Source organism: Pseudomonas bharatica CSV86 (assembly GCF_000319305.2).
GTDB lineage: Bacteria > Pseudomonadota > Gammaproteobacteria > Pseudomonadales > Pseudomonadaceae > Aquipseudomonas > Aquipseudomonas bharatica.
Genome location: NZ_AMWJ02000001.1, coordinates 2,093,317 through 2,116,872 on the forward strand (window position 1 = coordinate 2,093,317; position 23,556 = coordinate 2,116,872).

General features: G+C 64.6%; 23 protein-coding genes. 14 read left to right on the forward strand and 9 right to left on the reverse strand.

Annotated elements, in window-relative coordinates:
* Position 1: 1 nt before the first annotated feature.
* The 3 genes from CSV86_RS09125 to CSV86_RS09135 all read right to left on the reverse strand — a co-directional run bounded on the left by CSV86_RS09125 (position 2) and on the right by CSV86_RS09135 (position 4,646).
* Positions 2-1,339 (reverse strand): MFS transporter, encoded by a 1,338-nt coding sequence (locus CSV86_RS09125; RefSeq protein ID WP_009395436.1) that lies wholly within the window; start codon positions 1,337-1,339, stop codon positions 2-4.
* A 6-nt stretch (positions 1,340-1,345) separates the two neighbouring features.
* Positions 1,346-3,853: a TonB-dependent receptor plug domain-containing protein gene (locus CSV86_RS09130; protein WP_009395438.1), complete on the reverse strand. Its 2,508-nt coding sequence runs from the start codon at positions 3,851-3,853 to the stop codon at positions 1,346-1,348.
* Between the two features lie 91 nt (positions 3,854-3,944).
* Positions 3,945-4,646 (reverse strand): enoyl-CoA hydratase/isomerase family protein, encoded by a 702-nt coding sequence (locus CSV86_RS09135; protein WP_009395439.1) that lies wholly within the window; start codon positions 4,644-4,646, stop codon positions 3,945-3,947.
* Positions 4,647-4,792: 146 nt separating this feature from the next.
* Between CSV86_RS09135 and CSV86_RS09140 the strand changes: the two genes are divergently transcribed.
* From CSV86_RS09140 to CSV86_RS32700, 3 genes are read left to right on the forward strand one after another with little or no spacing between them, the layout of a single operon-like run.
* Positions 4,793-5,815: an alcohol dehydrogenase catalytic domain-containing protein gene (locus CSV86_RS09140; RefSeq protein ID WP_009395440.1), complete on the forward strand. Its 1,023-nt coding sequence runs from the start codon at positions 4,793-4,795 to the stop codon at positions 5,813-5,815.
* Between the two features lie 2 nt (positions 5,816-5,817).
* The gene (locus CSV86_RS09145) at positions 5,818-6,870 is read left to right on the forward strand and encodes a class I adenylate-forming enzyme family protein (protein WP_283811560.1); all 1,053 of its coding nucleotides are present in this window, start codon (positions 5,818-5,820) and stop codon (positions 6,868-6,870) included.
* Positions 6,822-7,307 (forward strand): class I adenylate-forming enzyme family protein, encoded by a 486-nt coding sequence (locus CSV86_RS32700; protein WP_311985804.1) that lies wholly within the window; start codon positions 6,822-6,824, stop codon positions 7,305-7,307. The genes CSV86_RS09145 and CSV86_RS32700 overlap by 49 nt, the downstream gene beginning before the upstream one ends.
* Before the next feature lie 311 nt (positions 7,308-7,618).
* Here CSV86_RS32700 and CSV86_RS09150 read toward each other — a convergent pair whose 3' ends face one another.
* Positions 7,619-8,398 (reverse strand): IclR family transcriptional regulator, encoded by a 780-nt coding sequence (locus tag CSV86_RS09150; protein ID WP_009395443.1) that lies wholly within the window; start codon positions 8,396-8,398, stop codon positions 7,619-7,621.
* Between the two features lie 348 nt (positions 8,399-8,746).
* Here CSV86_RS09150 and CSV86_RS09155 point away from each other — a divergent pair, with 348 nt between their 5' ends.
* Positions 8,747-9,229: a hypothetical protein gene (locus CSV86_RS09155; RefSeq protein WP_080604708.1), complete on the forward strand. Its 483-nt coding sequence runs from the start codon at positions 8,747-8,749 to the stop codon at positions 9,227-9,229.
* A gap of 12 nt (positions 9,230-9,241) precedes the next feature.
* On the opposite strand, the gene CSV86_RS09160 is transcribed toward CSV86_RS09155, so the two are convergent.
* The 4 genes from CSV86_RS09160 to CSV86_RS09175 form a co-directional block, all read right to left on the reverse strand.
* On the reverse strand, positions 9,242-9,883 hold the full coding sequence (locus CSV86_RS09160) for a helix-turn-helix domain-containing protein (protein WP_009395452.1): 642 nt from the start codon (positions 9,881-9,883) through the stop codon (positions 9,242-9,244).
* A 4-nt stretch (positions 9,884-9,887) separates the two neighbouring features.
* Positions 9,888-10,052, reverse strand: coding sequence for a hypothetical protein (locus CSV86_RS09165; protein WP_009395453.1), 165 nt, complete (start codon positions 10,050-10,052; stop codon positions 9,888-9,890).
* Between the two features lie 185 nt (positions 10,053-10,237).
* Positions 10,238-11,604, reverse strand: a protein-coding gene (locus CSV86_RS09170; protein ID WP_085982835.1) for an IS3 family transposase whose coding sequence is annotated in 2 segments (ribosomal slippage) — positions 10,238-11,139 and positions 11,139-11,604 — 1,368 coding nt in all. Because the reading frame shifts where the segments join, the coding sequence is not laid out codon by codon here.
* A 99-nt stretch (positions 11,605-11,703) separates the two neighbouring features.
* Entirely contained in the window at positions 11,704-13,311 is a 1,608-nt protein-coding gene (locus CSV86_RS09175; RefSeq protein WP_009407810.1) for an IclR family transcriptional regulator domain-containing protein, read from the reverse strand.
* 173 nt (positions 13,312-13,484) lie between these two features.
* Between CSV86_RS09175 and CSV86_RS09180 the strand changes: the two genes are divergently transcribed.
* The 10 genes from CSV86_RS09180 (at position 13,485) to CSV86_RS09225 (ending at position 23,090) form a co-directional block, all read left to right on the forward strand.
* A complete protein-coding gene (locus CSV86_RS09180) occupies positions 13,485-14,294 on the forward strand; it encodes an RraA family protein (protein WP_009407807.1) in 810 nt (269 codons plus the stop codon).
* Between the two features lie 3 nt (positions 14,295-14,297).
* A complete protein-coding gene (locus CSV86_RS09185) occupies positions 14,298-14,744 on the forward strand; it encodes a nuclear transport factor 2 family protein (RefSeq protein WP_009407805.1) in 447 nt (148 codons plus the stop codon).
* Between the two features lie 12 nt (positions 14,745-14,756).
* Entirely contained in the window at positions 14,757-16,163 is a 1,407-nt protein-coding gene (locus CSV86_RS09190; RefSeq protein ID WP_009407803.1) for an aldehyde dehydrogenase (NADP(+)), read from the forward strand.
* A 15-nt stretch (positions 16,164-16,178) separates the two neighbouring features.
* Positions 16,179-16,472: a Dabb family protein gene (locus tag CSV86_RS09195; RefSeq protein WP_009407801.1), complete on the forward strand. Its 294-nt coding sequence runs from the start codon at positions 16,179-16,181 to the stop codon at positions 16,470-16,472.
* A gap of 85 nt (positions 16,473-16,557) precedes the next feature.
* Entirely contained in the window at positions 16,558-17,847 is a 1,290-nt protein-coding gene (locus tag CSV86_RS09200; RefSeq protein WP_009407799.1) for an MFS transporter, read from the forward strand.
* Positions 17,848-17,911: 64 nt separating this feature from the next.
* Positions 17,912-18,724, forward strand: a complete 813-nt coding sequence (locus CSV86_RS09205; protein ID WP_009407797.1) for an NAD-dependent epimerase/dehydratase family protein — start codon at positions 17,912-17,914, stop codon at positions 18,722-18,724.
* A complete protein-coding gene (locus CSV86_RS09210; protein WP_009407795.1) occupies positions 18,721-19,812 on the forward strand; it encodes a mandelate racemase/muconate lactonizing enzyme family protein in 1,092 nt (363 codons plus the stop codon). The genes CSV86_RS09205 and CSV86_RS09210 overlap by 4 nt, the downstream gene beginning before the upstream one ends.
* Before the next feature lie 93 nt (positions 19,813-19,905).
* A complete protein-coding gene (locus CSV86_RS09215) occupies positions 19,906-20,769 on the forward strand; it encodes an aldose 1-epimerase (RefSeq protein ID WP_009407794.1) in 864 nt (287 codons plus the stop codon).
* 50 nt (positions 20,770-20,819) lie between these two features.
* Complete coding sequence (locus CSV86_RS09220) at positions 20,820-22,100, forward strand: OprD family porin (protein WP_009407793.1); 1,281 nt, start codon at positions 20,820-20,822, stop codon at positions 22,098-22,100.
* A gap of 66 nt (positions 22,101-22,166) precedes the next feature.
* Positions 22,167-23,090, forward strand: a complete 924-nt coding sequence (locus CSV86_RS09225; protein WP_009407791.1) for an alpha/beta hydrolase — start codon at positions 22,167-22,169, stop codon at positions 23,088-23,090.
* 139 nt (positions 23,091-23,229) lie between these two features.
* Here the strand turns inward: CSV86_RS09225 and CSV86_RS09230 are convergent, their stop codons facing one another.
* A complete protein-coding gene (locus tag CSV86_RS09230) occupies positions 23,230-23,385 on the reverse strand; it encodes a hypothetical protein (protein ID WP_009407790.1) in 156 nt (51 codons plus the stop codon).
* Between the last annotated feature and the right edge of the window lie 171 nt (positions 23,386-23,556).

Below are 23,556 nucleotides of genomic sequence, written 5' to 3' on the forward strand. Positions count from 1 at the left end.
ATCAGGATGCATCGCGCAAGGCCTGGCGCGGAACGCCGAGCAAAAGGATCAGGGCGCCGCAGGTGACAAGCCCCGCGACGATGTACAGCGCCAGGCTGATATCGCCCGTGTTGGTCTTGATGCTGCCGATCATGATCGGCGTCAGCAGGCTGCTGATCTGCCCGCAGCAGTTGACCAGCGCCAGGCCGGCGGCCCGGGCGCGGTCGGAGAGGTAATAGGTGGGAATGGTCCAGAACACCGCCGTGGCCACCAGGTAACCGCTGGTCATCAGGGTCAGCAGGGCGATGGCCGACCAGGGCCCGGCGATCAGGTTCGGCAGCAGGGTCATGGCCAGCGCGGCGGTGAGGCCGCCCAGGGCGAAATGCCAGCGGCGTTCCTGGTGCAGGTCGGAATGGCGGCAGGCCCAGAGCATCACGCCAACCCCGACCACATAGGGCAGGGCCGAGAACAGGCCGAGCTGGCCCAGGTTGCTCACCCCGGAATCGCGGATGATCGACGGCGCCCAGATATTGGTAACGTTGCCGGTACACATGATGGTCAGGCAATAGGCCAGGGTGATGAACCACACCTTGCGGTCCTTCAGCGCCTCGACGAACCGCTGGTGGCCGCCAGGCTTGCGTTTGCTCTTCTCGTCCGCCAGGGCCTGCTCGATGGTCTGCTTCTCGACGTCGCTCAGCCATTTGGCCTTGGCCGGCTTGTCGTCCAGCCAATACCAGGCGAACAGGCCGGCCAGCACCGGCGGGATGCCGGTGACCACGAACAGCCATTGCCAGCCACTGAACCCGCCGACCCCGCCGAAGTGGCTCATGATCCAGGTGGACAAGGGGCCACCGACGATGCCGCAGACGGCGATGGCCATGATGAAGCGCGAGGTGATCCGCGCCCGGTAGGCCGCCGGGAACCAGTAGGTCAGGTACAGGATCACCCCTGGGAAGAACCCGGCCTCGGCCGCCCCCAGCAGCACCCGCAGCACATAGAACTGCGCCGGTGTCTGGGCGAAGGCGGTGGCGATGGTGACCAGGCCCCAGAGGATCATGATCCGGGTCATGGTCTTCTTCGCCCCGAACTTCTCCAGCAACAGGTTGCTGGGGATCTCGAACAGCAGGTAGCCGATGGAAAACACCCCGACGATGATGCCGAAGGTGGCGTCGCTGATGTTCAGGTCGGCCTTGAACTGCAGGTGAGCGAAGCTGATGTTGACCCGGTCCAGCCAGTTGAGCACGAAGCACAGGAACAGGAACGGCATGATGCGCCAGGCCAGCTTGCGGTACAGGCGCTGGTCGAAGCTCGGTGCCGACGCCGCAGGCGCGGCGTCGGTGGTTGCAGACAGGCTGTTCATCGCGGGTTACCAGCTCACGTCGACTTTGCCGAAGAAGTACGCGCCTTCCAGGCCGTACGGCGAGTACCAGCTGTAGGTCGGGTCGTCGGTGGGGAAGAAGTAGAAGCGCTTGGCTTCGGCGTTCAATTGCTGTGGCCGGCGGTCGAAGATGTTTTCCCCGCCGACGGTCACCTTGACCGAGTCGCTCAGCCAGTAACCCAGGCTCAGGTCGGTGATGAACGCCGGACGGATTTCCTCGTCGCGGCTGGCGGAGATCTGGTTGCGCCCGGTGACCTTGGAATAGCGCGTGCCCTTGAGGGTGACGTCGAAGTCGCCCAGTTGCCAGGCGGCGGTCAGCGAGGTGACGTTCTTCGGATAGGCAGTGGTCAGGTTGCCCTGGCGGTCGCGGCCGACGGCGGTCACGCCGGTGCCGGCAAGGGCATCGGGTTCCTTGATCTTCTCGATGGTCTGCAGGCTCTGGTTGCTCAGCAGGGTCCACTTGGTCTTGCCGTATTCGCCGAGGTCGTAGCGGTAGTCGGCGACCAGGTCGATGCCGCGGGTGCGGGTGTCGGCCAGGTTGCCGAAATAGGAGACGATCTGGTTCGGGTCCAGGCCATTGGCGGCGAGGATGTTGGACACGGCGGTGCCTTGCAGGTTGCTGGTCTGCAGGATGCGGTCCTTGATATCGATCTGGTACAGGTCGACGGTGATATCCAGGTTCTCGGTCGGCGTGGCGACGAAGCCGAGGCTGTAGTTCATGGATTTTTCCGGCTTCAGGTCCTTGGCACCCAGGGCGCGGCCGGCCGCGTCGTCCACGGTTACGTAGCGGGTGGTGGCCTGTTCCAGTACCCCGGTCAGCGGGCTGGTGCGCCAGGCGGTCAGCGATGACGAGTAGTACTGCTGTTGCAGAGACGGCGCACGGAAGCCGTTGCTGATGGTGCCGCGCACGGCGAACTGCGGGGTGAAGGCATAGCGCGTGGAGAACTTGCCGCTGGCGGTGTCGCCGAAGTCGCTGTAGTGCTCGAAGCGCCCGGCCAGGCTGACGTCCCACTGCTCGGTGAGGCTCTGGCTCAGGTCGATGTAGCCGGCGGTGTTGGTCCGCGAATAGTTGTGCGCATCGGCCGGGGTGAAGCCGACCAGGCCTGGTGCGCCAGGGTTCGGGCGCTGGCCGGCGAGCGGGTGGCCGGCCGGGAACACGTAGCCGCCATCGGCGTAGGAGGCATATTCGCCGTCCTCGATCTCGAACCCGTCACGGCGGAACTCCAGGCCGGTGGAGACGTTCAGCGGCTTGGCGAACAGCCCGGTGTCGAAGGCGCGGGTCAGGTCGAGGTTGTTGGTCCACTGGCTGGCGATCAGGTGTCCGCCGTCCATGTTGCGCGGGCTGTCCGGGCCGAGGGACGGGTTCAGCGACTTCTCGTTGCGGGTGTTGGCGTCGTTGTAGCCGTAGCTGGTGCTCAGGTCCAGCTTCCAGCCCAGCACGTTCTCGTTGCGCAGGCCGATCACGGTCTGGAAGTCGTCCTCTTCCACCACGAAGCGCGGCGAGAAGCCGTCCGGGTACACCGAGACGATGTTCTGCGGCGAGTTGGCGGTGCGGTAGGTGCCCCAACTGGTGGAGTTGCGGTGGCTGAGGGTAGAGAAGGAATACAGGCTGACCTGGTCGTTCAGCGGCAACTCGGCGTTGTAGCCGAAGTTGTAGGTTTGCGAGCGCGGCTGGCCGAGTTGCTGGCGGTAGCGGCTTTCGCCGTTTTCGCGCGGGTCGGCGGCACCATTGACCGGGAAATAGATGCGCGTGCGCTCCGGCACGGCGCCGGCGACGTTAGAGCTTTCCTGGATGCCGATATCGGCGCTGAGGCTGAAGAAACCGTCGTTGGGCAGCTCGAAGCCCTGGTTGATCTGGCCCTGGCCACGGGCACCGAAGTTGCCCTTGCCACCGATGCGGTTCTCGTACTGGCCATACAACGCACTGGCGCTGCCGCCGGACTTGTTGTCCTTGAGGATGATGTTGATCACCCCGGCGATGGCGTCCGAACCGTATTGCGCGGCGGCGCCGTCGCGCAGCACTTCCACATGGTCCACGGCGCTGATCGGGATCAGGTCGAGGTCGGCCGGCGACTGGCCGCTGGAACTGGCGGCGGTCTGCACGAAGATCAGCGACGTGTTGTGCCGGCGCTTGCCGTTGACCAGCACCAGCACATGGTTACCACCCAGGCCACGCAGGGTCGCGGACTTCACCGACAGCCCGGTACCGCCGGTAAAACCTGCGGCATTGGTATAGGACGGCACGCTGGCGGCGAGGGCGTCGCGCAGGTTCTGCTTGCCGGACCGGGCCAGGTCGTCGGCGCTGATCACATCGATCGGCGCCAGGCTCTTGGCCACGGTGCGACCGCTGTCGCGGGCACCGGTGACCACTACCGTCTGCAGGGCGGTGTCGGTGCTGCTGGTATCGGCGGCGCTGGCCAGGGGCGCGACGCACAAGCCGAGGATGCCTGCGGTCAGCAGGTTGAGCCTTGGCTGGAAAAGAATGGGGCGAGACATGGTGAGGCTCCGGGATCGGGGGCCGCTGTCCATTCCTGGTGGTGGGTGTTCCTGACAGTACTGGCGAGGCTTTTAAGTGTTGGGCTTTTGGTTATCGGTACAGCATGACGTCCTGTCGGGCCTGGTCGACCAGCGCCATGTGTTGTTGCAGGCGACGCTTGCGGTCGGCCAGCAGCAGGGTCTTGCTCCATTCCATGGCCTTGGCCGAATGTCCGGCCAGTTGTGTCGCCAGTTCGATGGCGGCGGCGTGCGGGTCCTGCGCAATACGGTTGATCAGGCCCAGGGCCAGGGCCTCTTCGGCATCGAAGCTGCGGGCACTGAGCATGATGTCCAGGGCCGCCGCCTCGCCGATCAGGCTGGGCAGGGTGATCGCGCTGAAGCCGGAAAGCATGCCGTGGCGCACTTCCGGGAAGCTGAAACGGGTGTCCGGGCGGGCGATGCGGAAATCGCAGTGGATCGCCAGGCTGATGCCCAGGCCCAGGGTGTGGCCGTGCAAGGCGGCAACTACCGGTTTGTTCAGGTCCAGGCCGACATCGGGCAGGGCGCGGGCAAGCAGGGCGCTGGCCACGGCTTCGCCGGTGGCCTGGATTTCCTTGAGGTCGGAGCCGGCGCAGAAGGCCTTGTCGCCGGCGCCGCGCAGCACGATGGCCCGCGCCTGTTGGTCTGCGGCGGCACGTGCCCAGGCCTCGGCCAGTTCGCGCTTGGCCTGGCCATCCAGGGCATTCAGACGCTCGGGGCGGTTCAGGGTGATCTGCACCACGCCATCGCCAAGGGGTTGGTAGTCGACTGTCATTACGATTTTCGCTGCGGGTGAAAGAAAGACGTTTTGCCTCTTGCGGCATCGCGTCGAAGTGGGGAAAACTTAATGTATGTTCATAATGCAAACAACATGTTTGTTATACGAACATGTTTTGTATTCCTCTCAAATGGTTATAAAAAATGAAAGCGATAGTACTTAAGGCCTTCGGCGGGCCGGAACAGTTGCAACTCGAAGAGGTTCCGACGCCACAGGCCGGGCCGGGAGAAGTGCTGGTGCGGGTGCACGCTGCCGGAGTCTGCCATCACGATCTGCTGCACCGCGCCGGGCAACTGCCGGGGGCCCATACCGGGGTGGTGCTGGGGCATGAAGTGGCCGGGGAGGTGGTCGAGGTCGGCGCCGGCGTATTGCAGCTCAAGGTCGGCTCGCGGGTGGTGGTCTATCAACGACGTTTCTGTGGGCAATGCCGCGACTGCCTGCGCGGGCGTCAGGACCTGTGCCGCGCCCTGGGCCTGCCGTCGGTGGATACCGAGGGCGCCTACGCCGAATACCTGCGGATCCCGGCGATTTCCGCGGTCGAATTGCCCGAAGGGCTGGACTACGCGCTCGCCGCGCTGGCGTCCTGCCCGATCGCTACCAGCGTTCGCGCGCTGTATGGGGAAGCCGGATTACAGCCCGGCGAGACGGTGCTGATCAATGGCGCCAGTGGCGGTCTGGGGGCGCATCAGATCCAGTTGGCCCGGGCCCTGGGGGCGCGGGTGATCGCGGTGACCGGGAGCGAGGCCAAGCGTGAGTTCCTGCACCAGCTGGGGGCCCATGAGGTGGTGGTTTCTGCCGGCGGCTATAGCGCCGAGGTGTGGAAGCTGACCGGCAAGCGCGGCGTCGATGTAGCCATGGAAAACCTCGGGCACACGCTGGAAGACACCCTGCGCAGCATGACCCTGGGCGGTCGCGTGGTGGTGCTGGGCAATGTCGAGCCGGGCAGCGTACCGGTGAATCCCGGGCTGCTGATCGGGCGCAGGTTGAAGCTGCAAGGCTCGGGCAGTGCGCCCCTGGAGCAGTTGCGCACGGCATTGGCGCTGATCCATGGCGGGCAGGTACGGCCATTGATTGACCGGGTCATGCCCTTCCCGCAGGCGGGTGAAGCCCATGCGCTGCTGGAATCGCGGCTGGTCAATGGACGCATCGTCCTGAGCGGGTGGTAAGCATGGATATCAGTACCCTGCTGGGCCAGGCCGCAGGCAAATGGCCGGAGGCGTCGGCGCTGCACGAGCCGGCTACCGGGCGGCGCCTGTCCTTCGCGCAACTGGACCAGGCACTGACGGCGTTCGGCCTGGCCCTGGACGACCTGGGTATCGAGCCAGGGGCGCGGGTGGCGCTGCTGGCCGATGCCAGTGTCGATTACCTGATCGCCGATTATGGCTGCATGGCTAACGGGCGCGTGCGGGTGCCGCTGGACCCGGCCTTGTCCCAGGGCGAATTGCTGGCCCAGTTGCGCGATGCCGGGGCTGCGTTGCTGCTGTTTTCCTCGGCGTATTCGGGGGTGGCCGAGGCGTTGCGCGGGGAGGGCGTCGAGTGTCGGCACCTGGCTTCGCTGACGGTCGGTTGCGCATCACCCTTGCCTGTTCGCGCCGCCCAGCCGGCACAGTCCCTGGCCTCGCTCAACTACACCGGCGGCACCACCGGCCTGCCCAAGGCGGTGATGCACCGGCATGCCAGCCTCTGCGCGGTGTTGCAGAACGTGGTCATGGGCCGTGGTGCGCTGCCCGGGGATGTCCTGCTGAATGTGCGGCCGCTGTGGCCGATCGCGGCGGTGGCGGTACTGGCGCATCTGCTTGCGGGTGGCGAGGTGGTGCTGGGTGGTCGCTTCGACAGCAAGCAGTTCCTGGATTCGCTGCGCGAGTATCGGGTGGCGTTCAGTTCGCTGGTGCCGACCCAGTTGCTGCGGTTGTTGCGCGAGAGCGGCAATGCGCCGGCGGAACTGCCTTGCTTCAAGAGCCTGGACATTGGCGCGGCGGCCTTGACCGGCGAGGTACTGGAGGGATCGTTCAGCGTGTTCGCCGGGCGCATCGCGGTGCTCTACGGCATGACCGAAGCCCCTGGAGCTGCTACCTGTCGGCGGCGCAAATGGTTGCGCTGCGTGCGTCCGGCGAAAGCGCCGAAGGCGTGGTCGGGCGTTCGCTGTTCTCGGCGGCGGTCAGGATCGACCGGGTGGATGAGCGCGGTATCGGCGAAATCCTGCTGGCCGGGCCGCAGTTGATGGCGGGCTACTGGCAGCAGCCGGGTCTTACCGGTGAGGTGCTGGTGGACGGCTGGTTGCGCAGCGGCGACCTGGGACGAATCCGCCCTGACGGGCTGCTGGAAGTGCTCGGGCGCTGCAAGGACATCATCCGCAGCGGCGGCAAATCGGTGCAGCCGGGCGAGGTGGAGCAGGCGTTGCTCGGCCATGCCGCGGTGCGCGAGGCCCATGTGTTTGGCAGGGCGGACCTGGAATGGGGGGAGCAGGTGTGTGCGGCCCTGGTCCTGGAGCCTGGCGCCGTGGTGACGGTGGAGGAGCTTCTGGAGCACTGTCGCGGTTTGCTATCGCGCTACAAGGTGCCGAGGCAGGTGCACTTCATTGAGGAGCTGCCGCGTTCGCATTATGGGAAGGTGCAGCGCAACCGGTTGTTGGCGGTGCTGGGGGCTGACATGCGTTGATCTTTCGGGCCCCATCGCTGGCAAGCCAGCTCCCACAGGGTCCGCGGTGCATGCGATTCCTGTGGGAGCTGGCTTGCCAGCGATGAGGCCATTGGCAACGACGCGAAACTAAACGGGTTGATCACCCCGGCTTGCTGCGTTTTCGCTGGTTTCGAAATGAGGAACAGGTTTGGGGCAGCAAGTGCTGAGACTATTTGCCCAGTCCTGAACGAGGCGGTGGTCAACGACCTGACCAGTATCTACATCTACCAAAGCCTCACGGGTTTTATGATCGCTGTTCATTCGATGTGCTCCTAATAAACAAGGCAGGGCTAGAGATTCCCCAACTGCGCCGCAATCCCCTCACAAGCCCGCCGCACATGCGCTGCCAGCGCCGACCCGGGATGGGTCTCTTCCTCCATATCCAGCCCGGCCACCACCACCGCTCCCAGCGCCTGCCCGCCCGCGAGGCGGATCGGAAACGCCACCGACGACAGCCCCGGCTTGAACTCGCCATGCCCGAAGGCGAAGTCCTGCTGGCTGTGGATCAACTGCAACCCCGGCAGCGCCTTGGCATAGCGCTCTTCCCCGAGCACTCCAAGCGCCATCGCTTCGCTGTAGGTCGCCAGTACCGCCCGGCCGCTGGGGCTGCCCTCGATCGGAAACTGATCCGCCAGGTCCACGATCACATTCAACGGCGTGGCTGGCGTCCACATGCGCTCGATCAGCACCACCTGGTCCCCCACCGGCACCGACAGCGAGACGATCGCCGGCCGTTCGCCGATCACCCGCTGCAATTCGATGGCATAGGGCAGGGCCAGGCGGCGCAGGTTCAGGCGGTTCAGGTAGGCGGCGGAATAGATCAGGCTTTCCGGGCCGATATGGTAGGTGGCCCCGCGGGATTCGATCAGGCCCCAGTAGGTGAGGGTCTTGAGCAGTCGGTGGATGGTGGAGCGTTCGATGCCGGTCTGCCGTGCCAGGTCCAGGGCGCTGGCGCCGTGCTTGAGGTTGGCGAGGGCACGCAGGAGGACGATCGAGCGGTCGATGACCTGGACGCGTCCGCCGGCGTTGTCCTTGCCGTTGGCCGCAGGTTGAGGGGCAGAGATTTCCATCGTGACAGGGGATTCCAAAAGACCGGTCGCCAAGGTTAGCCGTGATCCGCCAGCGGGTGAAGAGCCGCCACCGGCGATTATTTCACGGCGGCTTAGACCGAATATGCATGGCGGTTATGAGCATGGATCATCTGGCGATATCCATTGCGTCGTTTTTCCAGTCTGGATGCCAGTTATGGCTGCAATGTTATACGGATCGTCATTATTGCATTGGATGGAGTTGCCAAAGCGTCCTGTTTGCCCGTCGTCGCACCGCCAGCCGCTGTTTTTCCGCCATCTTGCCGCCTCGTGGCCGATCCCTAGAATCTGCATCCATCTCCTCTCGTCACTTTGAACAAGGACTTCACCATGATGAACGCAATGCAGATGCCGATGATGAACGCCACCATGCCGATGATGCCAATGACCGGCATGCCGATGATGATGGCCACGATGACCTGCAAGATGGTCGACGACGGCATGATGTGCACCATGAAGCCTGCCGCCGGCATGGACATGGCGATGTTCCGCAACAGCGCGGAAATGATGCAGATGATGATGAACTGCGGCATGCCGATGATGATGCAGTGCGGCAACCTGATGCTCATGGGCTGCAATCAGATGACCATGCCGATGATGCCCATGAACGGCATGATGATGCCGATGATGAAATGCATGATGGAGTGCACCGTCATGGCCGACGGCATGACCTGCAAGATGATGCCGATGGCCGGCATGAGCATGGAGATGATGAACAGCTGCTGCATGCTGATGATGAAGATGATGAACGACTGCAGCATGCCGATGATGATGAGCTGCAACGGCATGCCGATGATGTGCTGCACCTGCTGATGGGCGGGTGACTCAGTCCCGGCTCTCGGGATGGGTCACCACCAGGTAGGCCACCGCTTCGCTGTCCACCGGATTGCGATAGCGGTGGGGCTGGTCGGCGTAGAAGACGATGGAATCGCCCGTCGACAGCAGGAAACGCTCGTCGTTGACGCTGATTTCCAGCGCACCCTGGGCCACCACCAGGTTCTCCCGCACCCCCGGGCCGTGTCCGGCGGAGTGCTCCTCGCCCAACGGGCTGATGCGCAATTCATAGAATTCGGACTGTTGCGGTACGTCCACCGGAAACAGCGCTCGACTGACGAAAGCCCCCGTAGCACTGACCAGACGCTTGCTGTCGCGCGCCGGCAGCACCGTGACCCCGGCGCATTCGCGTTGATCCAGAAACGCCGCCACCGACACTTTCAAGCCCCGGGCGATCTTGCACAGCACACGGATCGACGGCACGCTGCGCCCGGATTCGACCTGAGCCAGCATCGCCCGGCTGACGCCGCTGGCCCGGGCCAGGGCGTCGAGGGACAGCTGGCGCTTGGCGCGCAGGCGCTGGAGGTTGCTGGCGACTCGCTGGCCGATGCCGTCGTCTTCCTGGGTGACGGCTTCGGGCAAGGCAAAAGGCGGTTCGTCGGAGGTGATCAGAAAGCGGGTGGGCGTGGTCATGCCATTACGCCTGGCGCGGAGTTTTCGATGACGTGATGGCGAGGCTCCCCGGGCTGGCGGCAAAGCCGGCCTGTTGCGCATACATCGCCCACAGCAGACGCCCCTGTTGCTGGGCCAGCTTGCGTTTGCGTTGCAGGGTGAAGTCGATGATGGTGGCGGCTTGGCTCATGGGGATTCCTTGTCTGGAGCAGGGGGCCATGAGAGCGAGACTACTGGTTTGGTCTTAGAACCAGAAATAATGAATTTGCATTTGTTAATTCCATTTGCTGTTGTTCCTGAGGGCCTCATCGCTGGCAAGCCAGCTCCCACAGGGATCTGAGCTGCGCCCCGGATGTTGGACACTTTTGTCTAAAGCTATGCGGCTTGTGCTCTGTACGCTACAGGGCTCAGGCCGCCGAGCTTCATCTTGATACGTTCGTGGTTGTAGTAGCGGATGTAATCATCAATCCCAGCGCGTAATTGCTCGATGCTCTCAAATTTCTCGCGGTAGAAATACTCCGACTTCAGCGTGCCGAAAAAGCTTTCCATCGCCGCATTGTCCAGGCAGTTGCCCTTGCGCGACATGCTCTGTTCCAAGCCCGCTTCTTTCAAGCGCTGGCGGTAATCCGGATAGCGATAATGCCATCCCTGATCTGAGTGCAGCATCGGCTTACTGTCAGCCGGCAGCTTCTCCAGCGCTCGTTCAAGCATCGTTCCCACCAGGGTGTAACGCGGCCGAGTATCCGTTTGATAGGCCACGATCTCCCCGTTGTACAAGTCCAGAACTGGCGACAGATAAAGCTTTTCTCCAGCCACCTTGAACTCGGTAACGTCTGTCACCCATTTCTGATTCGGCTGATCAGCAGCGAACTCCCGGTTCATGGTGTTCGGCGATGCTTCGTCCATCAGCCCTCTGTACGACTTGTATTTCTTCGGTCGTACCGTGCACTTGAGGTCCAACTCGCCCATGAGGCGGCGCACTTTCTTGCCGTTGATCACGTGCCCTTTCTGGCGCAGCGCAGCGGTCATGCGACGATAACCATACCGGCCCCTGTGGTGCTCCTGAATGCCCCGCATCGCCTGTTTCAGTGGAGCGTACTTATCCTCGGCGCCCTCGTCCCCGAAGTAGGTGTAGTAAGTGCTACGAGGCAAACCAGCAGCGATCAGCAGGTATTTCAGCCTGAACTGTCGGCGCAGCGCGGTAATCAGCTGGGCTTTTTCCTTGCTGCCCGGATCTGCCTGAGCTTCGCCTCCTCTAACTCCTCGAGCTTTTTTAGGTAGGCGTTCTCCGCTTCAAGCATGCGAACTTTCTCTAGTAACTCTTTGGGCGAGAGGTCCTCGTTACGCACGGCTGCAGGCTTGGAGGACTTGGCGGAAGGCTTAGGCATGGTGCGGGTTGAACTCTTTTCTACAGAAAGCTGGTTTGCGAGCCCGTCACTGTAATACTGGCGCAGCCATCTGCCCAGCTGACTAGAGTTACCTAGGTTGAACAACGCTGCGGCGGCGCGCTGAGAAAGACGGTCATTTAGCATGCGGTGAAGCACCGTAATCTTGAATTCGGCGCTGTGGCGCTGATGGCGACGCTCAAGGCTGGACCTGCCGTGTTGCTGATAGGCCACGACCCAACGGCGAAGCAAGGTGGGATCTATCTGGAACTGGTTCGCCACATGACGGAAACCTCGGCCTCGCTTGAGGAAGGCTTCGATGGCGGACAACTTGAACTGCTTTGAATACTTGGTCATGCAAAACACCCCGGTGTTGGATTTTTTGTCCAACATCCGGGGCGCAGCTCAATCGTGTGTACCGTGGGAGCTGGCTTGCCAGCGATGAGGCCCGGAAGGTCAAGGAAACCTGTTGATCCCACCCACAACCTGCCCACCCACCTCGGTTTCCACCTGCAACACACCCCCCGAATCCGGCGCACTCCCCAGCACCTCCAGCTTCAATTCCTGCCGCGCACTGGTTATGAACAGCGTCCGCATCCCATCCCCGCCAAAACACAGATCCGTAGGGCAGGGCACCGGCAACCCGATCATCCGCTCCAGGTTCCCTTCGGCATCGAAGCGCGCCAGGCTCCAGCCATCACGCTGGGTAGTCCAGACCCCACCCTGTGCATCCAGCGCCAGCCCGCTGAGGCTACCGCCACCCCGAGGCAGCGACGCCAAGCGCCGCACCACCGTGCTCCCCGGTTGCAAGCGCAGGATAGCCCCGGTCTCCGGCGCGATCGCATACACCGCGCTGCCACTGGCATCCCAGCGAAAACCGCTGATCTGCTCGCTCAGCGCCCAGCCATGACGCAACTCGCCCTCGTTGCTCATCTCGCCGATCAGGCAACCGCTGGCCGTGCGTGCACAGGCCCAAAGGGTGCCGGATGGATGCCCGGCCAAGGCGAGCAAGCGACTGCCCAGTACATCCTGCATCGGATGCTCGTTTCCTTCCCAATCCACCAACGACCAGCCCCCGGCCTGGGCCACCAGCAAGCCGTCGCGGTGCAGCTCCATGGCTCGCACCGGCATGTCCAGACGGGTCAGCAGGCGGCTGGTTCGTCCGTCCCAGCAATGGATTGCCGGGGCCAGAGTGTCGGCCCAGTAGAGCAGGCCGCTCGCGGCATGCCAGCGCGGAAAGGCGCCATGGAACGACCAGGGCGCCGGCAGCACGTTCAAGGCACCCGACGGCCGCTGGGTGGTTTCCGGGCGCAACTGCTCGCCCACCCGCCGTGCCGCATCCGCCAGCTCCGGGCCGAGCAGGGTCAGGCGCTCCAGGGTCAGGCGATAGGCCGGCCCGGCCACGCTCAACGCACCACGCACCACACCCTGCTTGTCGATGATCGGCGCCGCCACACAGCGCACGCCGAGGCGGATTTCTTCGTCGTCGAGGGCATAGCCGCGGGCGCGGGTAATCTGCAGCTCGGCCAGCAATCGGCGGCGGTCGGTGATGGTCAGCGGAGTGAGCGGCTCCATTACCACGCCCTTGAGGATCTCGTCCCGTGCCGTGGCCGACAGCGCCGAGAGAATCGCCTTGCCCTGGCCGGTGCAGTACACCGGCTTGCCCTGGCCAAGGCTGGCCGCCGAGCGCTGGGTATGGGCGCCATCACAGCGCTCCAGGGACAGCACCTGGTTGCCGTCGAGTACCGCCAGGTACGAAGTCTCCCCGGTCAGGTCGCGCAGGGCGCGCAGTTCCTCGCTGGCCGCCGCTACCAGGTCCGGCTCCAGGTAGGCATTGCGCACCATCTCCAGGTAGTTGAAGCCCAGGCGGTAGACCTTGCGCGTCGGATCGCGGCGGATCATCCCGCGCTCCACCAGGGTGGCGAGGATGCGGTACAGGGTGGTGCGCGGCAGTGGCACCTGGGCGGCCAGTTGCGCCTGGCTTATACCGCTGGGCATGGCGCCCACGGCCTGGAGCACGTCGAGGGCCTTTTCAAGGGCGGCGGTGCCTTCACCTGGTTTCATCGGTTATTCCCATCAGTTGGAACGGAACGGCTGTGACACCGATTCTGCCCCTTTTTGCTGGGACTTTCCCCCATAGAATCGGCCTCAACGGGGGTTGAAGCCGGCGCTTGTTCCACATGGTGGGAATGACGTCGGCCACCCATCGGATGAATCCGCCTGGAGAACCTATAAGAATGTCCGTCATCCATACCTATGCCGATGCCCACGAAAGCGCCTCGGGCAAGCGCGTCGAAGTCAGCGACGCCACCCTGGCCAAGCTGGCCGCGTGCAGTAGCGGTTCGCTGACCACCCAGCTGTTCAAGCGCGGCTTCCGCCAGCCGGCGCTGGTCGGCCTGCGCGCCATGACCCGCGACACCCAGCCGTTCGCCGGGCGCGCCTTCACCATGCGCTTCATTCCTGCCCGTGAAGACATCGACACCTACCAGACCATGACCACCAAGCCCAACGACGACAACCTGCAATGGGTTGGTGTGGAGCAGGTGCAGCCTGGCGACGTATTGGTAATCGACAGCCGCAACGACCCAGCCGCAGCCTCCGCCGGCAATATCCTGGTGACCCGCCTGCTAGCACGTGGCGCCAAGGCCATCGTCACCGATGGGGCACTGCGCGACGGTAGCGAGATCGCTGCCATGAACCTGCCGGCCTATGCCCGCGAGATCACCGCCACCACGCGCATTTCCTATCACCACGTCGCCGACCTGCAGGTGCCGATCGGCTGTGCCGGCGTCGCCGTGTATCCGGGCGACATCATCGTCGGCGATGCCGATGGCCTGACGGTGGTCCCCGCGCACCTGGCCGAGGAGCTGGCCGAGGTGTGCAGCGTGCAGGACGACATCGAGCACTACCTGGCCATGCGCATCGCCTCGGGCGAGCCGCTGTGGGGCGTCTACCCGCCGAGCCCGGCCTCGGTCTCCGACTACCACGCCTGGGTCGCCAACGGCCGTCCGGCGATCCCCTCGATCATCGATAAGAAGGAGGCCTGAGCCGTGGCCGAGCACAAGCACGCGCAACTGATCCGCCGTTACTTCGACGCCTGCAACGAGGGCGACTACGACAAGCTGGTGTCCTGCTTCACCCCGGACGCCGTGCATTACTTCCCCGCCGGCCTGCCGGAAGTGCCCTGGCGCACGGCCGACACCATCGCCCGCAAGTGGGTGTGGTGCGTGGAGAACCTGGGCTCGCAGTGGACCATCGAGAAGATCCTGGTCAGCCACGACAGTAATGAAGCGGTGATCGAGTGGACCCACTGGAAGAGCAAGCCGGGCACCGCGCTGCGCGGTGACGAGTGGTACGTCTTCGACGAGGAAAGCGGCCTGATCCGCGAGATCCGCGCCTACTACGCCTCGCCGGCGGACAAGGACGTGGCGATCAACGAGCTGGTGGACTTCGACTACACCGGCCGCGGTTATCACCTTGAACCCAAGGCCCGCTGAAGGAAGCGTTCAATGAATATTCAACATGATCCGTCCCTGGCGCTGATCGACCAGGTGGTCGCCAAGGCCGTTGCCGCCGCCGACTTCTGGGCCGAGTCCCCGGCCGCCGTGCGCGCTGCGCTGCTCAATGGCCTGGCTACCGCGCTGGAAGACCGGCAGGCCGAACTGGTCGCCATTGCCGACCGTGAAAGTGGCCTGGGCGAAGGCCGCCTGAAGGGCGAAGTGGCCCGCACCGCCTTCCAGTTGCGCGGTTTCGCCAGCGAGGTGGAAGCGGGCGTGCCGTATCGCCAGGTGGTCAGCGATGCCGTGGCCGGCGCACCGCCTGCCGGGCGTCCGGCGCTGGTGCGGGTGCAGCGTGCACTTGGTCCGGTCGCCATGTTCTCGGCGAGCAACTTCCCGTTCGCCTTCTCGGTGCTGGGTGGTGATACCTCCTCGGCCCTGGCCGCCGGTTGCCCGGTGGTGGTCAAGGCGCATTCCGGTCACCCGGAGCTGTCCCGTGCGGTATACGAACTGGCGGCCGGTGTGGTTCGCCAGCAGGGCCTGCCGGAAGGCCTGCTGACCCTGGTCGAAGCCACCTCCCGTGCTGGCGGTACCTACCTGGTGCAGCATCCGGGCATTGCCGCCGTCGCCTTCACCGGCTCCTACCAGGGTGGCAAGGCCCTGTGGCAGGCGGCCAATGAGCGTCCGCGTCCGGTGCCGTTCTTCGGCGAGCTGGGTTCGATCAACCCGCTGGTGGCCCTGCCTGCCGCCCTGGAAAAAGACAGCGAAGGCCTGGCGAAAACGCTGGCCGCCTCGATTACCCTCGGCTGCGGACAGTTCTGCACCAGCCCCGGCCTGATCGTGCTGCTGGACTCGCCCCACAGCGAGCGTTTCGTCGCCCAGCTGGCCGAGGCCATTGCGCCGATCGCCACGCACCGTATGCTCACCGCCGGCATGCGCCAGGGCTTCGACGCGGCTGCTGCCACCGTGGCCGCAAATGCCGATGCCGTGTTCACCCCGGCGGCCGATGGGGCCGGCCCGGCGCCGCGCCTGTTCAGCACCGATGCGGCGGCGTTCATCGCCAATGCCCATCTGCGCGAGGAGATGTTCGGCCCCGCGGCGCTGCTGGTGCGTGCCGCTTCGGTTGCCGAAGTGGTGGCTGTGCTGGAGGCCGTCGGCGGCAGCCTGACCACCACCCTATGGGGTGCCGAGCAGGCCAGCGATGACAATCGCCAGTTGGTTCGTGCGGCCGAGAGGATCTCCGGGCGCGTGCTGTTCGGCGGTGTGCCGACCGGTGTCGCGGTGTGCCACGCCCAGCAGCATGGCGGGCCCTGGCCGTCGTCCACCACCCCGCAAACCACCTCGGTCGGCTACGCCGCGCTGGAGCGCTTCCTGCGTCCGGTCGCGTTGCAGGACGCGCCGGCGTGGACGCTGGGCTAAGGGGAGGGCAGCGCCATGATGCGTCACGTCGTGTTGTTTCGCCGCCTCGCCGAGGTCGAGCGGCAGCCGGAACTGGAGCAACGCCTGGTCGCGCGCATGCGCGACCTCGATCAGGAGATCGATTTCATCCGTGACTGGACCGTCGCCGCCAACGAGCTGGATCGCCCCATCTGCTGGGACTACATCCTCGACTCGGGCTTCGACGATGCCGCCGCGGTAGAGCGGTACCTGCCACACCCCGCGCACCAGGCACTGGTCGCGGAGCTCAAGCAGTACTTCGAGTGGGTGGCAGTGGATTACAGCGTCTAGACCCGACAGGCAGCCGGACCCTGCCTGGGGTCCGGCGCTATAACAACAAGATCCGGTTCGCTACTGGCGCCGGACGGAGACGTACATGAACAAGAAAAAGAATTACCGCTGGACGATCCTGACGATGCTGTTCATCGCCATGATCATCAACTATGTCGATCGGGCCGCACTGTCCATCGCCATGCCCTTCATTACCCAGGAATACCATCTGACCCCTGCCGAAAAAGGCATGATCTTCAGCAGCTTCTTCTTCGGCTATGCACTGTTCTGCTTCGTCGGCGGTTACCTGGCCGACCGCTTCGGGCCGAAGAAGGTCCTGACCTGGTCCATGAGCTTCTGGTCGGTGCTTTGCGGTTCCACCGCGCTGGCCTTCAACTTCTGGTCGCTGCTGATCGTTCGCGCCCTGTTCGGGGTAGGTGAAGGCCCGGTTTCGACCACCGCGAACAAGACCGTCAACAGCTGGTTCCCGATCAAGGAACGCGCCCGCGCCATCGGCATCAACCAGGCCGGCGGCCCGTTGGGCGGTGCGCTGGCCGGCCCGATCGTCGGTTTCCTGGCGCTGTGGCTGGGCTGGCGCGTGGCCTTTGTGGTGATCGCGGTGGTCGGCGTGCTCTGGGCCATCGCCTGGTATCGCCTGGCGACCTCGACCCCGCAGGAACACGCCAAGGTCTCGCCGGAAGAACTGGCCGAGATCAACGAAGGCCGTGTTGCCCCGGTCATGACCGCCGAGCAGGCCCCGCGCACCCCGGTGCTGCAGATCATCCTGCAACGCTCGGTGCTGGTCACCGGTGTCTCGCTGTTCTGTTACAACTACATCCTGTATTTCTTCATGACCTGGTTCCCCAGCTACCTGATCGACGCCAAGGGCATCGACCTCAAGTCCATGAGCATCGTCACCGCGCTGCCATGGCTCGTGGGTACGGTCGGCTTCGTCTGCGGCGGCCTGCTGATCGACTGGGTGTTCAAGCGCACCGGCAAGCAGCTGTTCTCGCGCAAGGTGGTGCTGGTTACCTGCCTGCTGGTGGCGGCGGTGTGCATCGTCCTGACCGGACGGGTCGAGAGCGTCACCAGCACGGTGGCGGTGATGACCGTGGCCATCGGCTTCCTGATGCTCACCGCACCGGCCTATTGGTCGCTGATCCAGGACGCGGTGCCGGATCACCAGGTGGGCACTGCCGGCGGCTTCATGCACGGCCTGGCCAACCTCTCCGGGATCGTAGCGCCGACCGTGACCGGCTTTATCATCCAGGCCACCGGCACCTACGGCAGCGGCTTCGCCCTGGCCGGCGGCCTCGGTGTGCTGGGAGCGCTGATCGTAGCGTTCTTCGTCGGCAAGGCGCCGGTCAAGCGCGACGCCGTGGTCGCGGCAGCCTGATAGTAAAACGCGGCCTGCGGGCCGCAACCCGCTTGTGCAATTACCAGGATTTCAGGAATTCGCTATGCCTACGCTTCTTGTCACCGGCGCCGCCGGTATCGTCGGGACCGCCCTGCGGCCCTTCCTGCGCCAGCGCTACAGCCTGCGCCTGCTCGACCGCCAGCAAGTCGCGGACCTGCACGAAGGCGAGACCGCGGTGGTCGGCGACCTCACCGACCCGGCCTGTGTGCAGCGCGCGGTGGACGGGGTCGATGGCATCCTCCACCTGGCCTGTGCCCATGGCACCGACATCCACTTCAACAGCACCGTCGAGCCCAACTACCACGGCACCTTGTACCTGCTTGAAGCGGCGCAGCGTTATGGCGTGAAGCGTTTCGTCTTCGCCAGCAGCCACCATGTGCTAGGCCAGTACCGCAGCGACCGGGCCGAGTTTTTCGACGACATGCCGGTGGCCCCGGACAGCTACTACGCCCTGAGCAAGGTGTTCGGTGAAGCGGCCTGCACCACCTTCTCCCTGCGCAGCGAAGTGGCGACCTTCATCGTGCGGATCGGCAATGCCGACCCCAAGGTCTCCGACGCCCGTCGCCTGCGCATGTGGACCAGCGCCCGCGACCTGGCCCAGCTCATGCTGATCGGCCTGGAACATCCCGAGGTGCGCAACGAGATCGTCTATGGCGTCTCGGAAAGCCCCAATCCGCTGTTCCACAATAACCGCGCCCGTGCCCTTGGCTACCAGCCCCAGGACAATGCCGGCGAGCATCTGGCCGACAACTACCTGCCGTATGAAGCCATGGCCGCGGAAGGCTCGGGCCGCGACCATGTCGGCGGTGCGTACGCCGGCGTGCCCCTGGCTTCGCTGCTGGAGAACCCGCAATGAAGATCGTCCGCATCGACACGCAGATCGTGGAAATCCCGTTCCACGATGGCGGCAAGGGCCAGGGCATCACCCCGACCACCTGGAATACCCTGGAAAACGTGCTGGTCCGCATCGAGGACGAGCAGGGCAATGTCGGCTGGGGCGATGCCTTCGGCTATTTCGTCGCCAACGCCACCAAGGCCCTGATAGACCGTTTGATCACGCCGCTGCTGCTGAACCGCGAGATCACCGATATCGCCGCGTTCAACCAGGAACTGCAACTGCGCCTGCACCTGTTCGGGCGCTATGGCGTGACCCTGTTCGCCATCTCCGGCATCGATATCGCCCTGTGGGACCTGGCAGCGCGCCGGCGCAACCTGCCGCTGCATCGCCTGCTCGGCGAGGCGGTGCGCGAGAGCGTGCCGGCCTATGCCAGCCTGGTCCGCTATTCCGACAACGAGGTGGCCCCGGCCATCTGCGAAAAGGCCCTGGAGATGGGCTTCAGCGATATCAAGCTGCATGAAGTCACGCTCGACGAGATCGCCGCCTGCCGCCGCGCCATCGGCGACGACGTGCCGCTGGCCACTGACGTCAATTGCGGCTGGAAGGTCAGCGATACACGCGACTGGCTGCCGGCACTGCGTGACCTCAAGCTGGCGTGGCTGGAAGAACCGATCTTCCCGCCGGAAGACTTCGCCACCCTGGCCAGTTTGCGCGGGCAGGGCGTGCCGTTGTCGGCGGGGGAGAACTGGTGCACTGCAGTGCAGTTCGAACAGGCCCTGGCGACGGGCGCGGTGGATTCGATCCAGCCCAGCGTGACCAAGGTCGGCGGTATTTCCGAATGCCTGCGCATCGGCGAACTGGCGCGCCAGCGCGACGCGGTGGTGCTGCCGCACTGCCCGTACTTCGGCCCCGGCCTGATCGCCACCCTGCACCTGGCGGCTGTCCAGCCGTGGGTGCCGCAGGTGGAATACCTGTTCGTCGAGCCGGCAGGCTGGCTATATCCGGTGGAGTCGCTGCGCAGCGGCAACCAGTTGCAGATCCCGCAAGGCGCGGGCCTGGGGCTGGACATCGATCAGCAGGTGATCGAGCGCTTGCGCCGCAACTGAGCGGCTTTCTCGTCCTTTGGCTTTCAACCTCCGCCACGCTTCGGCGTGGCGGCAGGGGCTTGTCGTGCCCGCTTCGGGGTAACGGAGGGTGTCATGCAACGTGTCGAACTGAACAACGCCATCTGGAAACTGGCCTTGCTGCCGGCGTGGGGCGGGCGTATCGCTTCGCTCAGCGCGGACGGGCTGGAGTTGCTGCTGCCGATCACCAGTGAGTCCTTCGACCCGCTGGACTGGCCGCGGGCCGGGGGCTATCCGCTGTTTCCTTATTCCAACCGCATCCGTAAGGCGCGCCTGGCATTCAACGGCGTCGAGCATCGTCTGCCGGCCCACCACGCGGCCTTGCCGCACACCCTGCATGGCGTGAGTCATACCCAGCCATGGCAAGTAGTCAGCGCCGGAGCCGACAGGGCGCTGATCCGCTGCGATTACCAGGGCCAGCACTGGCCCTGGGCGTTTCGTGCCGAGCAGGAATTTGCGCTGGAGGGCCCTCGCTTGCGGGTCACCCTGCGCCTTGTCAACCAGGGCGAGACGCCGATGCCGGCCGGGCTCGGGCTGCATCCGTACTTCCAGCGTCATCCCGGGATGCGCGTGGAATACCGGGTCGGGCGTGAATGGCAGATCGATGCCGACTACCTCGCTACCGGCAGCTACCTGGACGCACCGAAAACCCTGCAGATCGCCGCCGACAACGGCGAGGCGGTCGCCCATTACCAGTCGCGCTGGGACGGCAAGCTAAAGGTGGACTATCCGCAGGGTACGCTGGAGCTGCACAGCGATCTGACCCACATGGTTGCCTTCGCCCCCGCAGGCCTGGGCTACCTGTGCCTGGAGCCGGTTTCCCATCTGGCCGACGCCTTCAACCGCCCCAGAGCGGAGTGGACCGAGGTCGGCACCCATGAACTGGCCCCGGGAGAGGCCCTGGAGACGACCCTGACGTTTATCTGGCACGGGCGCTGAGCCCGGCAGCGCGTTACCGATCCATCACCCCTAAAAAGAGAACAACAACAATGAAATCATCCTCGTACGGGGCGGGCTTCGCTCGCTCGGCAAAACCCCTGACACTGCTGCTGGGCCTGGCGCCGCTGGGCGCCCATGCGGCGTTCTTCGAAGATGCCAAGGCCAACCTGACCCTGCGCAACTTCTACTACAACCACGACCTGCGCGACTCCACCAAGCCCGCGCAATCCAAGCTGGAGGAGTGGGCCCAGGGCTTCATCCTCAAGGGTGAATCGGGCTACACCGAGGGTACCATCGGCGTGGGCGTGGACTTCTACGCCGGGCTTGGCCTGAAGCTGGACTCTTCACCGTCGCGCAGTGGCACTGCCTTGCTGCCGGGCGCCTACGACCGTGCCGGCGGCCCGCGCAATGCCGATCCGCGTTCGGTGGACGAGTTTTCCGAAGCCACGGCCGCGCTCAAGTTCAAGTATTCGAAAAGCGAGCTGAAGGTAGGCGGGCTGTTCCCGAAGATCCCCCTGGTCAGCTCCGGCGACGCGCGCCTGCTGCCGCAGTTCTTCGAAGGCGCCATGCTCGATGTAAAGGAGATCGACAACCTCGACCTCAGCGTCGGCCAGATGCGCCAGGTCAACCAGCGTGAATTTGCAGGCGCCCGGGATATCCAGGTGGGCAACTACTACAGCGTGTTCAGCGACCGCTTCAATTACCTCGGTGGCACCTGGCGGATTACCCCGCAATGGTCGGCGGGGCTGTGGGGCGGGCGGCTGGAGGATGTCTACCAGCAGAACCTCGCTACCGTCACCCATACGCAGAAGCTCGGTGACTGGAACCTGTCCGGAACGCTCAACTACCTCGACACCGGTGAGTCCGGCGCCGAGAAGGCCGGCAAGCTGGACAGCCGCATGACCTCCGGAATGCTCAGCGCCACTCTCGGGCCGCAGACCTTCCGCGTCGGTTACCAGTACAACGCCGGTGACAGCGCGTTGCCGTTCATCCACGACACCGACCTGCCAGCGGCGGCCAACGCCGTGCAGGTGCTGCGTTTCGACCGCGCCCAGGAGCGTTCCTGGCAGGCGCGCTACGACCTCGACTTCGCCTCGCTGGGCGTGCCGGGACTGGTGGCCTTCGCCCGATACGTCAAGGGCGACAACTTCAAGGTGGCGGGCGAGGACGGCAGCGAGTGGGAGCGCAATATCGACATCACCTACACCGTGCAGGACGGGCCGCTGAAGAACCTTGCCCTGCGCCTGCGCAATGTCCAGTTGCAAGGCGATGCCACCGGGCGCCGGGATGAAAACCGGGTGATTCTGGCGTATACCTTGCCGTTGTTCTGACCTTTGTCTTGAACCCTGCCGCTGCCCTGGAACGGGCGGCGGCTTTTGCGTTTTTGGAGTGTTGTCATGAGTTATCGCCTTGATCCTGAAATCCAGGCCTATGTCGAGGCATGCCAGCGGTTTGTGCCTCTCGATGACAGTATCCAGGCACGGCGGGAGGCGTTTCTGCGGGCTTGTCGGGCCTGCACGCCCGAGGCGCCGGTAGGCTGGTCTATCGCAGACCGGGTGCTGGATGGCGTGAGGCTTCGGGTCTACAAGCCAGCGGGACCGGTACCGCATGGTGGCTGGCCAACGTTGCTGTATCTGCATGGTGGTGGGTGGAACCTGGGTAACCTGGACACCCATGACTGGTTTGCCTATGCGCTTGGGCGAAGGGTGTCGGTGGCGATCGTGGCGGTGGAGTACCGGTTGGCGCCGGAACATTGCTATCCGGCGCCGCTGGAGGATTGCATGGGTGCATGGAATGGCTTGCGCGAAGGGCGGGTCGATGCGGCGCTGAGTCGCGAGCGGCTGATCGTCGGTGGTGACAGCGCTGGCGGGACCTTGGCTGCCGGGCTGTGCATGGCGCTGCGTCGTGACGGCCGGCCGCAGCCGTTGGGGCAGTTGCTGATCTATCCGGTGCTCACGGCACGGGAGCATCTGCCGTCGATGAGCGAGCATGCCGAGGCACCGTTGATGACAGTGGCGGGATTGCGGCGGTCGTTGGCGGGGTTTCTGCCGCAACAGAGTGATTGGCAGGATCCTTGTGCCATGCCGCTGGAGGCAGAGAATTTCAGCGGGCTGGCGCCGGCGTTCATTGCCGTGGCCGGGGTGGATCCGTTGCGGGATCACGGGCTGGCTTATGCGGCGGCGCTTGTAGGGGCGGGAGGCGAAGCCAAGGTCGAGGTGGTAGCGGGCTTGGTTCACTCCGGACTGCGCGCCTTCGGCGTGAAACGGGTAGAGCAGTTATGGGATTGCCTGGGTGCGATGGCCTTGCAGTATCTAGCCTGACGATGCGGACCTTGTGGGAGCTGGCTTGCCAGCGATTACGTCGGTGAATTCACCATCGCTATCGCTGGCAAGCCAGCTCCCACAGGGTCCGCATCGAATCAACTGGCTCAGCCAGGAGCCTGCTCTGCTGTCCCTCGCATCATCGATTCCGCCAACGTCCGGGATGATGGACCAGTGCTTCGTCGACATCGGCACCGGCGCAGACGGCGAACAGCGGGGAATGGTGGCCGTCGCAGGCGGAAAAGCGGGTGTGGACGGTGACGGCACGGGGTGGATCGGGGACGATCTTTTTCATGAGCATTTCCTTTTGCGAAAAGGGGCTGCTACACGCGGCTGTCAAACGGCGGGTGGCAGCTGTACGTGGGTTGACAGACCGAGGCAAAAGGAAAACCCGGCGCGCACGAGTGCGCCCCACATACAGCCGCCATAACACGGAGCCAGGCGCTTGGCGCCCGAGCAAGGTGAG

Excerpts from the sequence above, each read along its gene's own strand:
- CSV86_RS09205 (WP_009407797.1), top strand. The coding sequence starts at position 17,912 with ATGCCTACGCTTCTTGTCACCGGCGCCGCCGGTATCGTCGGGACCGCC.
- CSV86_RS09160 (WP_009395452.1), bottom strand. The coding sequence starts at position 9,883 with ATGACCACGCCCACCCGCTTTCTGATCACCTCCGACGAACCGCCTTTT.
- CSV86_RS09225 (WP_009407791.1), top strand. The coding sequence starts at position 22,167 with ATGAGTTATCGCCTTGATCCTGAAATCCAGGCCTATGTCGAGGCATGC.
- CSV86_RS09125 (WP_009395436.1), bottom strand. The coding sequence starts at position 1,339 with ATGAACAGCCTGTCTGCAACCACCGACGCCGCGCCTGCGGCGTCGGCA.
- CSV86_RS09145 (WP_283811560.1), top strand. The coding sequence starts at position 5,818 with ATGGATATCAGTACCCTGCTGGGCCAGGCCGCAGGCAAATGGCCGGAG.
- CSV86_RS09215 (WP_009407794.1), top strand. The coding sequence starts at position 19,906 with ATGCAACGTGTCGAACTGAACAACGCCATCTGGAAACTGGCCTTGCTG.
- CSV86_RS09180 (WP_009407807.1), top strand. The coding sequence starts at position 13,485 with ATGTCCGTCATCCATACCTATGCCGATGCCCACGAAAGCGCCTCGGGC.
- CSV86_RS09155 (WP_080604708.1), top strand. The coding sequence starts at position 8,747 with ATGATGAACGCAATGCAGATGCCGATGATGAACGCCACCATGCCGATG.
- CSV86_RS09165 (WP_009395453.1), bottom strand. The coding sequence starts at position 10,052 with ATGAGCCAAGCCGCCACCATCATCGACTTCACCCTGCAACGCAAACGC.
- CSV86_RS09200 (WP_009407799.1), top strand. The coding sequence starts at position 16,558 with ATGAACAAGAAAAAGAATTACCGCTGGACGATCCTGACGATGCTGTTC.
- CSV86_RS09210 (WP_009407795.1), top strand. The coding sequence starts at position 18,721 with ATGAAGATCGTCCGCATCGACACGCAGATCGTGGAAATCCCGTTCCAC.
- CSV86_RS09130 (WP_009395438.1), bottom strand. The coding sequence starts at position 3,853 with ATGTCTCGCCCCATTCTTTTCCAGCCAAGGCTCAACCTGCTGACCGCA.
- CSV86_RS09220 (WP_009407793.1), top strand. The coding sequence starts at position 20,820 with ATGAAATCATCCTCGTACGGGGCGGGCTTCGCTCGCTCGGCAAAACCC.
- CSV86_RS09195 (WP_009407801.1), top strand. The coding sequence starts at position 16,179 with ATGATGCGTCACGTCGTGTTGTTTCGCCGCCTCGCCGAGGTCGAGCGG.
- CSV86_RS09150 (WP_009395443.1), bottom strand. The coding sequence starts at position 8,398 with ATGGAAATCTCTGCCCCTCAACCTGCGGCCAACGGCAAGGACAACGCC.
- CSV86_RS09135 (WP_009395439.1), bottom strand. The coding sequence starts at position 4,646 with ATGACAGTCGACTACCAACCCCTTGGCGATGGCGTGGTGCAGATCACC.
- CSV86_RS09230 (WP_009407790.1), bottom strand. The coding sequence starts at position 23,385 with ATGAAAAAGATCGTCCCCGATCCACCCCGTGCCGTCACCGTCCACACC.
- CSV86_RS09175 (WP_009407810.1), bottom strand. The coding sequence starts at position 13,311 with ATGAAACCAGGTGAAGGCACCGCCGCCCTTGAAAAGGCCCTCGACGTG.
- CSV86_RS09190 (WP_009407803.1), top strand. The coding sequence starts at position 14,757 with ATGAATATTCAACATGATCCGTCCCTGGCGCTGATCGACCAGGTGGTC.
- CSV86_RS09140 (WP_009395440.1), top strand. The coding sequence starts at position 4,793 with ATGAAAGCGATAGTACTTAAGGCCTTCGGCGGGCCGGAACAGTTGCAA.